The sequence below is a fragment of the Pseudomonas helleri genome (genome assembly GCF_001043025.1).
GTDB lineage: Bacteria > Pseudomonadota > Gammaproteobacteria > Pseudomonadales > Pseudomonadaceae > Aquipseudomonas > Aquipseudomonas helleri.
The window spans coordinates 577,480-589,569 of the sequence record NZ_JYLD01000002.1 but is presented as its reverse complement, the minus strand read 5'-3'; the positions used below and the strand labels follow the sequence as shown (position 1 = coordinate 589,569).

Here is a 12,090-nt window from a genome sequence, read left to right as displayed (position 1 = left end):
TAGGGATAGGTCATGAAAAACGTGTTTAAAAAGGTCGGTGCCTTTGTGTGCCAGACCTGGGTGTGGACGCTGTTACTGCTGCTGTCGATTGCCCTGCTGGTGTGGTGGGTGGGGCCGCTGTTGGCGGTCAATGAGCATAAATTCTGGGCGGACGCCACGGCGCGGCTGTTGACCATCAGTGCGCTGTGCCTGATCTGGGGCCTGACCATGGTCTTTGTCAGTTGGCGGGCCGGGGTGCGTAAAAAAGAGGCCGAAGACAACGACGTCGGCCAAGAGCGCGAGCGCCGTGAAGCGCTGATCAATGCCAGCCATAAAGAACTGCGCGCACGCTTCAAAGACGCGTTGCGTACACTCAAAACCTCCAGCGTGTACCGAGGTCGCAGCGAGCGCTGGCGCGATGAACTGCCTTGGTACGTGCTGATCGGCCCCAAGGGCAGCGGCAAAACCAGCTTGCTGGATTTTTCGGGGCTGGATTTTCCGCTCAACAAAATTGATCGCAAGCTCACCCGTGACACCAGCGGCACCCGTGATTGCGATTGGTATTTTGCTGAAAACGGCGTGTTGATCGACACCGCCGGGCGCTTCCTCACCCAAGACGCCACCCACGCCGATGCCAACGGCTGGCGCACCTTGCTCGACCTGTTGCGCAAGCGCCGACGCGAGCGCCCGCTCAATGGTGTGCTGGTGACCTTGCCGGTTGATGCGCTGTTTTCCACCGATGAAACCCGTTTGTCTGACCTGGCCGAACAGGTTCGCCTGCGTCTGCAAGAACTGCATCAAACCTTGCACATCGAGGTGCCGGTGTATCTGGTGCTGAGCCAGGCCGACAAACTGATGGGCTTCACCGAGTTCTTTGAACAACTGAGCCGCGAAGAGAGCGACCAGGTGTTTGGTGCCAGCTTTGGTGAAGGGCAGAGCGGTGCCGATGTGGCCTTGCTGCGCGCCGAGTTCGAAGCGTTGTTGGGGCGACTCAACAGCCAGGTCATCACGCGCATGCACCAAGAGCGCGACAGTCTGCGACGCGGGCGCATTCTCGATTTTCCGCATCAACTGGGCAGCATTGGCGAGCGGTTGTGCCTGTTTGTCGACATGGCATTCACCGGCAATCGTTACCAGCGTGCCAGCCCGCTGCGCGGCTTTTACCTGACCAGCTCGCCTCACGTTAAACAAAAACTGAACCCGACCACTGCCGATGTCGGTGCACGGCTGGACATGAAAGCCCAGGTGCTGCCGACCTTGCACAGTGGCCGCTCGCACTTTGTTCATCACCTGTTAAGCCGGGTTATTTTCCCCGAGGCAGAACTGGCGGGGCTGGATAAACGCGAGCGTCGGCGCCTGCACTGGGGTCAGCGCGGCATGTACGTGGGCGCGCTGGCGGTACTCGGTGGCGTAGGTCTGCTGTGGACAGCAAGCTTTTCGGCCAACCATGAGCGGCTGGACACACTGCGCGAACTGGCCCAGCAATCAAACCGGCAGCGCTCACTGTTGAGCCCGCGTGATGATGCCCGGGCCATTATTGGCACGCTCGACACGCAGTACGCCGCGACACGGGTGTTCCCGTCGCTGATTGACGTGTCGCTGCATGAACGCACGGGTTTGTATCAGGGCGGCGTCAGCCACCCGGTGGTGACCCAGGCCTACGAGCGCGAGCTTCAGGCGCAGTTGCTGCCCCGTGTGGCTCAGCAACTTGAAAGCCAGATCCGCGCTAACCTCAACAACCGCGACCGCCTGCTCAACAGCGTGCGCGCGTACCTGATGCTCGGCATGCCCGAGCGCCGCGACAATGCCTGGCTCAAAGCGTGGGTGGCCACCGACTGGTCAGCGCGCTACCCCGGTAATAGCGCCGTGCAGAATGGGCTCAACCAGCACTTTGGTCGGTTGCTCGGCCTCACGCTCAACTACCCGCTCAACGACACTTTGATCGCCCAGGCACGTCAGGCCTTGCGCAGTGAGTCGCTGGCCTCAGTGGTGTATCGCATGTTGCGCGAGCAGGCGCACACCTTGGCACCGTACAGCTTTGATCAGCATCTGGGGCCGCAAGGTGGCGTGTTCAGCGGCGCGGGTTATGTGATCCCGGGGTTCTACACCCAACAAGGCTACAAGCAGTATTTTTCGGTGCAGGGCGCGACGCTGGTCAGTGACATCCTGCGTGACAACTGGGTACTGGGTGAGGGCAACACCCTCAGCGCCATGGACCTGCGCAAGCTGATGGTTGAACTTGAGCAACTGTACTTTCGTGATTACGCCACGCACTGGAGCGAAGCGGTCGGGCAGTTGGCGCTACAGCCTTTCAACACCGCCCGTGAAGGCGCCGAGCAGTTTGCCGGGCTGACCTCGGCCAACTCTGCGGTGCTGCATTTGCTGCTCCAAGTGCGAGAAAACACGCGCTTCCCAAGCGTGGCCGAGGCCCTTGAAACCCTGCCCGAGGCAGCCGAAAAAGCCACTCAAGCCCTGGATGCTGTAGCGGCAAACGTACCGGATACCGCCAAAAAAGCTTTGCAGCGCCGCTTCGAGCCTTTGCACCGTTTTCTGGATGAAAACGACGGCCCGGCCGCAGACCTTATTCCTGCCTTGCAGGGGCTCAACGACGTGCAACTGCAACTGGCCGGCCTGGCCCGTGCCAGCACACCGGACCAGGCCGCCTTCGACATGGCCGCGTCGCGCATGACCGGCCAGCGTGATGCCCTGAGCCAACTGCGTCAGGCGTCGCAACGCTTGCCGAGCCCGCTCAACGGGTGGTTCAACGGGGTGACTGAGCACACCTGGCGTCTGGTGCTCAGCGACACGTATCAATTTATCAACCAGCGCTATCAGCGCGAGTTGTACGGCTTTTACGTGCGGGCGATCAAACAGCGTTATCCGTTTAACGCCCATAGCCACAGCGACGTGGCCCTGAATGATTTCCGCGAGTTCTTCCGTGGGCAAGGCATCAGTGATCGCTTTTTCGACACCTACATGCGGCCTTTTGTTAGCGGTGAAGCGGGTAATTACCGTCTGCGCAGCATGGATGGGCAAGGCTTGCCGATGGCCAGAACCTACCTGGATCAAATGGCCGCGGTGCACGTCATTCGTCAAAGCTTCTTTGCGCAAAACCCGGCAGAGCCGCAGGTGCAGTTTACCCTCGAACCCTACAACCTGGACTCCAGCGTTAGCCGCTCCGAGTTCCGCTTTGGCAACCAGTCCATCGAATACCGGCATGGCCCGATCGTTCCGGTGACCTTGCAGTGGCCCACCGAAGCCGAAAACGGCCGCACCAGCCTGGTCATGGAAAAAACCGTCGGGCGCCCGGTCGGCTTCGAAAAAAGCACCGGGCCCTGGTCGTTGTTCCGTTTGCTGGATCTGATGCAAACCGACTACCTGAGCGGGCGCGATGTGATGGTGCTCAAGGCCGATGTGGGCGGGTTACGCGCCAATTACCTGTTGATGAGCCAACGCACGCCCAACCCGTTTGATATGGACGTGCTGCGCAGCTTCCGTCTGACCGAGCAACTGTGATGGCGCCAGCACTGCCATGGCGCAGCGCGGCGTGCACCGATCAGGGCAAGGTCCGTGAGCGCAATGAAGACGCCATTCTCGATTGCCCACAGCAAGGGCTGTGGGCCGTGGCCGATGGCATGGGCGGCCATCGGGCGGGCGACATCGCCAGCCAGATGATCGTCACCAGCCTGGGGGAGCTGACCCAGGCGCAGACCTTCGATCAGCGCCTGGACGCCGTGCGCCAGTGCCTGCATTGGCTCAACCGGCGCATGGGCCAGGAACTCACCGTCAGCGATCAACATGCTGACAACCTGATGGGCAGCACCGTGGTCGCGTTGCTGCTGGAGGGCCAGCGGGGCGCCTGTGTCTGGGCGGGCGACAGCCGTTGCTACCTGTGGCGTGGGCGGCAGTTGTACCAACTGTCGCGGGACCATTCGTTGCAGCAACAACTGATGGATGAGCACGCCATGAGCAGCGAGCAGGCGCTCGCCCAACCCGGCGCCCGTGCGCTGACCCGCGCCATTGGTGCCAGCGAGCATTTGAACTTGAGCGTGGTCGAGCTTGAAGTGCTGCCCGACGATGTGTTTTTGCTGTGCAGCGATGGCTTGTACCAGAACCTCAGCCACAGCGAGATGGGCAACGCGCTGAGCCTGATCTCGCCGCAGGTGGCGCTGGCGCGGTTGTTTGACGGCGTGCTGCGCGGTGATGCGCGCGACAACATCAGCGCCGTGGTGATCCGCCAATGAGCGCACTGCCAACCGTGCTCGGCGGGCGTTACTGCATCGAGCGCTTGTTGGGCGCGGGTGGCATGGGCACGGTGTATCGGGCGCGTGACCTGCTTCAGGAACAGTTCGGTGACCCGCAGCCTTACGTCGCCCTGAAAGTGCTCAGCGAAGCCTATGAACAGTCACCGGATGCCAGCGCCTTGCTCTTCAACGAGTACGCGCTGATGCGCCATTTGCACCATCCCAACGTGCTGCGTATCTACAGCTTTGACGTCGATACGACGCACCAGCGGGTGTTTATGGTGATGGAGTTATTGCGCGGCCCGACCCTGGACCGTTTGTTGTGCGAGCGCCCGTTGGGGTTGGGGTGGTCTGCGTTACAGGAGATCGCCTTGCCGCTGCTCGATGCTGTGGCGCACGCCCATGAGCGCGGCGTGCTGCACGGCGACCTCAAGCCGAGCAATGTATTGCTGAGCGAAGACGGCGTGCGCTTGTTCGACTTTGGCCTTGGCCAGGCGCAGGCCGGAACGCTGGACGGCTTGGCGCCGGTCAGCCGAAGCCGCGTCAACGCCTGGACACCGGGGTATGCCGCGCCTGAAATCCTTGATGGTGCGGCGTTGACCTGCGTTGCCGACGTGTATGCGCTGGGGTGTTTGCTGTATGAACTGGCCAGCGGCAAACACCCGTTCAACCGACAGCCCGCAAGCCGCACGCGTCTCAAACGCCCAAAAAACCTGCCCCGCCACGCCTGGCGCGCCGTGCGCAAAGCCCTGGCATTAGACCCAACCAAACGCACCATCAGCGCCGCCCAACTGCGAACAGCCCTGGCAACCCAACCCGGTTTTTTCGCAAATCTCTTGTAGTCGCTGCCGAGGTACGAAGGCTGCGATGCGGGCCCGGACAGCCGCTTGGGGCCGCTGCGCACCCCATCGCAGCCTCATGCTTCGGCAGCGACTACAGGGCTCAACCGGCTTTTGTAGCAGCTGCCGAGCCTGCGAGGCTGCGTCCGGCGACGGAGTCGTCGTAAAACCAGCTAACGCGGTGTGTTAGGCAAACGGAGTTTTCTGCATTGACGATCGCTGCGCACCCCATCGCAGCCTCATGCTTCGGCAGCGACTACAGGGCTCAACCGGCTTTTGTAGTCGCTGCCGAGCCTGCGAGGCTGCGTCCGGCGACGAAGTCGTCGTAAAACCAGCTAATGCGGTGTGTCAGGTAGACGGAGTTTTTTGCGTTGACGATCGCTGCGCACCCCATCGCAGCCTCATGCTTCGGCAGCGACTACAGGGCTCAACCGGCTTTTGTAGTCGCTGCCGAGCCTGCGAGGCTGCGTCCGGCGACGGAGTCGTCGTAAAACCAGCTAATGCGGTGTGTCAGGCAAACGGAGTTTTCTGCATTGACGATCGCTGCGCAATCGGACGTAGCCTCGCAGGCTCGGCAACTGCTACGGGATTATCGGCGACCCTTTTACCCCAACAAACACAACTTCTGCGCCCGGGTGATCGCTTGTATGCGGCTGGTGACGTGCAATTTGCTGAACAGGTTTTTCAGGTGCCATTTCACGGTCTCTGCCGAGATGTCGAGGCTGCGGGCGATTTCTTTGTTGGCCTGGCCTTGGGCAATCAAACGCAAAATCTGCAACTCGCGCTCACTCAAACTCGGCTCGCGGCTGTCGAGGTCTTCGTTGCCAATCCGTGGGTCGAGGTTTTCCTGCAGGCCGCGCAGGTATTGCGCAACCTCACCCCGCGCCGTTTTCATCGTGGCTTCAAGCAACACCGGCATGGCGTCACCGGCATCCAGCACACTGCGTCGCAAATATTGCCGACACGCCAGGTTAAGCAGCGGTTGCAAGGTGTTGACGGCGCCCGCCTGATCGCTTGGCCATAACGCACACGCCAGCGCAGCGCGGCTGCGGACGGCGCGCAACAGTTGGCCCTGACGCTCGTCGTCTTGCAGCAGGGCTTGCCACAGGGTAGCCGCCAAGCTCCAGTTTTTTTGCGCCGCAGCGATATGGCAGTGCGCTTCAGTGCGGGCACGGGTGATCTCGGCATGTGCCCGCTGCGGGTCCAGCGCCTCGAACTGCGCCTGTAACTCCAACGCCTGCGGCAGTTGCTCACTCGCCAGGTGAATGCGTATTTCCTCCACCAGCAGCCAGGCTTGTAAGCGGGGCCAGCGGCGCAGGGTTGCCAGTTGCTGCGCATGCTCCAGCAGGTAGCGCGCCTGGGTCGGCTCGCCCATCAGCAGTGCCCGGCGGGCGAGGCTGGCGTAGGCGCCAAACAGCGCGTCCAGTGGGGCGTTGGCGTCGATCTGGCTCAAGCGCGGCGTCACCAGCGTTTGCAGCGCTTGCCACTCACCGCGCTCGTACAGCACCTCGCCCAAGAGTGCCGCCAGCGTCGCGCTGCCACTCGATTGAGGGCCGGTGAGGTCTTCAGTCGGGGTCAGCGCCAAGCGGTAATACTGCTCGGCACTGTGTAAATCGGCTTGGCGAAAGTGGCTCAGGCCCAGCACAAAAGCACGGTAAACCGTCACAAAGAGGTTGTGCGAGGGTGTGGTCGGGCACGGCATATGGCGCTGCACCGCTTGTGCCTGAGGGAAATGGCCTTGGGTCATGTAGCCATAACTGAGGATGTTGCAGATCAGCCCGTCAACCCAGGTATCGCCGCACGGCACCTGCGCCAGCAACGGCTCAACGCGCTCGATGCTTTGGCTGATATTTTCAGCGAAGGCCTCGGTAATGGCGCCGATCACCTGGTATTTGATGGTCAGCCGCGAGCAAGGCTGCGGCGTGCTGAACAGTGGCCGCAAGCTGTCGAGCAAACCCCTGGAAGCAGCGAAATGAAAGTGATGGCCCAACGCCCACGCGAGGTTCAGTTGCAGGTCGATGCGCTGCTGGTCCAAGGGCAGGCTGGCGATCTCGGGCATCTGCTGCAACCAGCGCACCAGCGTCTCGACATCGCCTTCTTCGGCCAGCGACTGCGCGCCTTGATGGGCGCAATCGCTGCGGCTGCCCAGTTGGCCAGCGGCGAGCGCATGGCGAATCGCCTCGGCCCAATACTGGTGTTTGGCCAGCCAGTTACTGGCGCGCTCATGCAGGTGCACCACGTCAATATCGCTGTGTTGCAAGCGCTCGCTCAGGGTCTCGACAAACAGGGCGTGGTAACGAAACCAGTGGCCCTGGCTGTCCAGCGAAAACAAAAACAGATTGTGCCGTTCAATCTCGGCCAGCATGTCATCCGCGTCGTCATGCTCTGTCACGGCATTGCACAGCGACGGCGTGAGGCGTCCGAGTATCGAGGTCTTTAACAAAAATTCTTGTAAGCGCACCGGCAGCGGCGCCAGCACCACGTCGTATAAATACCGGCCGATCTGCCGGCTGCCCAGGTGCATGCGGTTGAGGTTGCGCAACGGATCGCTGGGCGCCAATGCGGCCATTTGAATCCCGGTGATCCAGCCTTCCGTCAGGCTCAGGACCCGCTGCAATTCGGTCGCGGGGAAGCGCTGGGGGTTGGCGCTGGCCAGATAGCTTTGGGTTTCTTCGACGTTGAAACGCAGGGCGTTGGTGTCGATTTCAAGCAACTGGTTGTGCGCCTGCAAACGGCTCAGTGGCAGCGCCGGAACACTGCGGCTGCCCACCAGCAAGTGGAAACAGTCAGGGGCATGCTGCAGCAACTGCTCAAGGTCGCTGACGATGCCGGGGTGGTTTAGCAGGTGCAGGTCATCGAGCACCAGGTACAAGGCGTTTTGCCGGGGTTGCATCAGGTTGATCAGCTCGCGGATAAACCGGCTGTCGGCCAGCGCGAGGCTCTCGGTCAGGGCCGCCACCGGCTCCAGCGGTTCGCCACTGGCCTGGCTCAGGGCGGCCAGCACATAGCGGCGAAAGGTCTGCGGGGTGTTGTCCTGCTGATCCAGGCTGAGCCACGCCACGCTGTGGCCCTGCTCCAGCAAATGCTGGCGCCACTGCCCCAGCAACGTGGTTTTACCAAACCCGGCGGGCCCGCACACCAGCGCCATGCAGCGCTCTTGCATCAGGCTGACTTTTTCCAACAGGCGTGTCCGTGCCAGCACCGTACGCGCCGAGCGCGGCGGTACCAATTTGGTGCCGATCAGCGGTAAGCCGTGGTCAAGACCAAAGGCCGTGTGGCGCTCGATCGGGTTGGAAAAATTGGCCTGGGTCATTGTTGTTATACATCCCTCTAGCGTTTGGATGACGCCGTCCCTGGGGGGCTCAAGAGTACCCCCCGGGGGAGTGAGTGGCGCCCCCCCATCCGGGTAGTTATGGCTGCGACTTTAGACTCTTACCGTAAGGGAACGCCATCGTCGATCACTACAAGGTGTTCGATAAACCCAATAAAAAAGCCAAGACAAGAGGGCGAACCCATGTCGCTTAGCAAGTCAGAACTGCTCAAGGCCTACCGCAAAATGCGCGAAATTCGCGTGTTCGAAGAGCGCCTCCATCAAGAGAATACGTCGGGTGATATCCCCGGTTTTATTCACCTTTACTGCGGTGAAGAGGCCATTGCGGTGGGGGTGTGCGAGAACCTCAAAGACACCGATTACATCGGCTCCACTCACCGTGGTCACGGCCATTGCATTGCAAAAGGTTGCGACATTCACGGGATGATGGCAGAAATTTTTGGCAAGGATTCTGGTCTGTGCCGAGGCAAGGGCGGCTCGATGCACATCGCCGATTTGAGCAAAGGCATGCTCGGCGCCAACGCCATTGTCGGTGGCGCGCCACCCCTGGCCATCGGCGCGGCTCTGACGGCAAAAACCTTGGGTAACGGCGGCGTGGCCGTGTCGTTCACCGGTGATGGCGGTTCTAACCAGGGCCTGGTGTTCGAAGCCATGAACATGGCCGTGGTGCTGCAACTGCCGGTCATCTTCATGTTTGAAAACAACGGTTTCGGCGAAGCCACCGGCCACGACTATGCGGTGGGTGGGCGCAACATTACCCAGCGCGCAGCAGGTTTCGGCATGCCGGCGGTCAAGGTGGATGGCACTGACTTCTTTGCGGTGTACGAGGCGGTGAGCGAGGCCGTCGAGCGGGCGCGCAACGGTGGCGGCCCGACCGCCATCGAAGCCATTGCTCATCGCTGGTACGGGCACTTTGAAGGTGACCCGATGCTGTATCGCGCAGACGGCGAAGTCGAGCGTCTGCGCCTGGAAAGCGACCCTTTAAAAATCTTCAGTCAACACGTTGCCGGTCAAATCTCCCCAGAAGAACTGCAAGCCATCGACGACGAGGTCACGGCCTTGGTCGATGACGCCGTGGCCAAGGCCCGCGCAGCTGAGTTCCCTGCGGTAGAAAACCTGATGACCGACGTTTACGTGTCTTACTGAGGAGTTGAACCATGGCAATTCGTACTTATCGTGAAGCGGTCAAAGAAGCCCTGGCTCAAGAAATGGCGCTCGATGATCGTGTGGTGCTGATCGGCGAAGACGTGTGCGGCGGTCAGGCCGGTACTGCCGAAGTGGGCAGCAAGGGCGAAGCGTTCGGCGGCGTGCTGGGCGTGACCAAAGGCCTGTGGACCGAGTTCGGTTCGTCGCGGGTGATCGACACCCCGATTACCGAGTCAGCGATTATCGGCATGGCGGCGGGCGCGGCAATGACCGGGCTGCGGCCAGTGGCCGAGCTGATGTTCATGGACTTTTTCGGCGTGTGCCACGACATGCTCTACAACCAGGCGGCCAAGTTTCGCTACATGTTCGGCGGCAAGGCCAAAGCGCCGATGGTGGTGCGCGGCATGATCGGTGCGGGCTTCTCGGCAGCGGCGCAACACTCGCAGTCGCCGTACCATATTTTTGCCACCACGCCGGGCCTCAAGGTAGTGGTGCCGTCGACGCCTTACGACGTCAAAGGCTTGTTGATCCAGGCGATCCGCGACGACGACCCGGTGGTGTTCTGTGAGCACAAAGCGCTTTACGACATCAAGGGCGAAGTGCCCGAAGAGCCCTACACCATCCCGTTCGGCGTGGCCAATTACACACGTGAAGGCACCGACGTGACCATCATCGCGCTGGCTGCCATGGTCCACAAAGCCAACCAGGTGGCCGACAAACTGGCCGCCGAAGGCATCTCGGTTGAGGTGGTCGACCCGCGCACCGTGTCGCCGCTCGATGAAGACGGGATTCTGGAATCCGTGACCTCCACTGGCCGCGTGGTCATTGTCGATGAATCGGCGGCGCGCCTGGGCTTTGCCCACGACCTGGCCGCCCTGATCGCCACCAAAGCGTTCTACCAGCTCAAGGCGCCGATCATCATGGTCACGCCGCCCCACACGCCCGTACCGTTTTCGCCGGTGCTGGAACAGGCGTGGATCCCGAGTGTCGACCGCATCGAGGCCGCCGTACGTAAAGTGATGGAGGCCTGACCATGAGCGAGATCAAAATCATCGAGGTGCCTAAATGGGGCCTGTCGATGGAAGAGGGCACCCTGAACAACTGGCTGATTGAAGAGGGTGACAGCTTCAAACAGCATCAGGAACTGTGCGACATCGAGACCAGCAAAATCTCCAACGTGCTGGAAGCGCCATTCGACGGTGTGCTGCGGCGCAAAGTGGCGCAGCCGGGTCAAACCTTGCCGGTGGGCGGGTTGCTGGGCGTGGTGGCCGATGCGTCGGTGAGCGATGCCGAGATTGACGCCTTTATCGCCCAGCGGAGCGTAGCTCCAGCCGCTGCGCCAGAGCAACCAGCCGTGGCCGCCACAGCGCCTGCCGCGCCTGCTGCCCCCGCCGTTGCGGCTAAAGCGCCTGCACCTGCACCGGCGGCCAAAGCCAGCAACGGCTGGCAAGTACCGCAAGCCTTGCTCGGTGCCAGCGCCGAGTCGGTGTTCGCCACCCCGCACGCCACCCGTTTGGCCAAAGAGCTGGGCATCGACCTGAGCCGTGTCACCGGCACCGGCCCCACCGGGCGCATCAGCGTGGCCGACATCGAGCAGGCCGTGAAGGACCACGGCGGCAAGGTCGCCACGCTGCAACCGGCGCAGCGGGCAGACAGCCCGGCGCGTTCACGGGCCGATGACAGCCAGATCGTGGCCACCCCGTTGGCGCGGCGTCTAGCGGCCAAGCTGGGGGTTAACCTCAACGACTGCCGTGTGACGGGCAGCCGTGGCCGGGTCAGCAAGGTCGACGTGCTGGAAGCCCACGCTGCGCAAAACCCGGTGGTGGCGGCACCCGCACAAGCGGCCGCGCAGGCCCCGGAAGCCGAAGTGCTGCCCATGAACGGCATGCGCAAAGCCATTGCCGCGCGCCTGCAAGAGTCCAAACGCACGGCGCCGCACTTTCGCTTGCAGGCCGATCTGGACCTTGAAGCGCTGCTGGCGCTGCGCAGTGAAATCAATGCCTCGGCCCCGGCGGTCAAACTGTCGGTCAACGACCTGTTGATCAAAGCGGTTGGCCTGGCGCTGGTCAAAGTGCCCGACGTTAACGTGCAGTTCGACGAAGCGCGCCAGACCGTGCTGCGCTTCAAAGACGCCGATGTGTCGGTGGCAGTGGCGCTGCCCGGTGGTTTGATCACGCCGATCGTGCGTCAGGCCAATCGCAAAAGCCTGTCGAGCATCTCGCAAGAAATGCTCGACCTGGTGACCAAGGCCAAGGCGGGCACGCTCAAGCCCGAAGAGTTCCAGGGCGGCACGTTCAGCATCTCCAATTTGGGCATGCTCGGAGTCAGCCAGTTCGACGCCATCATCAACCCGCCCCAAGGCGCGATTCTGGCCATTGGCGCAGGCGAGCAGCGGGTGGTCGCGCACAACGGCCAACCCGCCGTGCGCACGCAAATGACCGTGACTTTGTCGTGTGATCACCGGGTGATTGACGGTGCGCTGGGGGCCCTGTTCCTCAAGGAACTCAAGCGTCTGGTGCAGACCCCCAGCCTGATGATGCTCTAGGAGCCA

The 12,090-nt window shown here is 61.9% G+C and carries 7 protein-coding genes; 6 read left to right on the top strand and 1 reads right to left on the bottom strand.

What is annotated here, in order from left to right:
• The first annotated feature begins 12 nt into the window (after window positions 1–12).
• The 3 genes from tssM to TU84_RS05305 are packed head-to-tail and all read left to right on the top strand — an operon-like array spanning window position 13 to window position 5,065.
• Window positions 13–3,495: a type VI secretion system membrane subunit TssM gene (gene tssM, locus TU84_RS05315; RefSeq protein WP_048367737.1), complete on the top strand. Its 3,483-nt coding sequence runs from the start codon at window positions 13–15 to the stop codon at window positions 3,493–3,495.
• Window positions 3,495–4,223 (top strand): PP2C family protein-serine/threonine phosphatase, encoded by a 729-nt coding sequence (locus TU84_RS05310; protein WP_048367735.1) that lies wholly within the window; start codon window positions 3,495–3,497, stop codon window positions 4,221–4,223. The genes tssM and TU84_RS05310 overlap by 1 nt, the downstream gene beginning before the upstream one ends.
• Window positions 4,220–5,065: a serine/threonine-protein kinase gene (locus TU84_RS05305; protein ID WP_082148624.1), complete on the top strand. Its 846-nt coding sequence runs from the start codon at window positions 4,220–4,222 to the stop codon at window positions 5,063–5,065. The genes TU84_RS05310 and TU84_RS05305 overlap by 4 nt, the downstream gene beginning before the upstream one ends.
• Window positions 5,066–5,666: 601 nt before the next feature.
• Here TU84_RS05305 and TU84_RS05300 read toward each other — a convergent pair.
• Entirely contained in the window at window positions 5,667–8,375 is a 2,709-nt protein-coding gene (locus TU84_RS05300) for a LuxR C-terminal-related transcriptional regulator (protein ID WP_048367734.1), read from the bottom strand.
• A 201-nt stretch (window positions 8,376–8,576) separates the two neighbouring features.
• On the opposite strand from TU84_RS05300, the gene TU84_RS05295 reads away from it, so the two are divergent.
• From TU84_RS05295 to TU84_RS05285, 3 genes are read left to right on the top strand one after another with little or no spacing between them, the layout of a single operon-like run.
• On the top strand, window positions 8,577–9,539 hold the full coding sequence (locus TU84_RS05295; RefSeq protein ID WP_048367732.1) for a thiamine pyrophosphate-dependent dehydrogenase E1 component subunit alpha: 963 nt from the start codon (window positions 8,577–8,579) through the stop codon (window positions 9,537–9,539).
• An 11-nt stretch (window positions 9,540–9,550) separates the two neighbouring features.
• Complete coding sequence (locus TU84_RS05290) at window positions 9,551–10,570, top strand: alpha-ketoacid dehydrogenase subunit beta (RefSeq protein ID WP_048367731.1); 1,020 nt, start codon at window positions 9,551–9,553, stop codon at window positions 10,568–10,570.
• A gap of 2 nt (window positions 10,571–10,572) precedes the next feature.
• Window positions 10,573–12,084, top strand: a complete 1,512-nt coding sequence (locus TU84_RS05285; RefSeq protein WP_048367730.1) for a 2-oxo acid dehydrogenase subunit E2 — start codon at window positions 10,573–10,575, stop codon at window positions 12,082–12,084.
• Window positions 12,085–12,090: the final 6 nt, after the last annotated feature.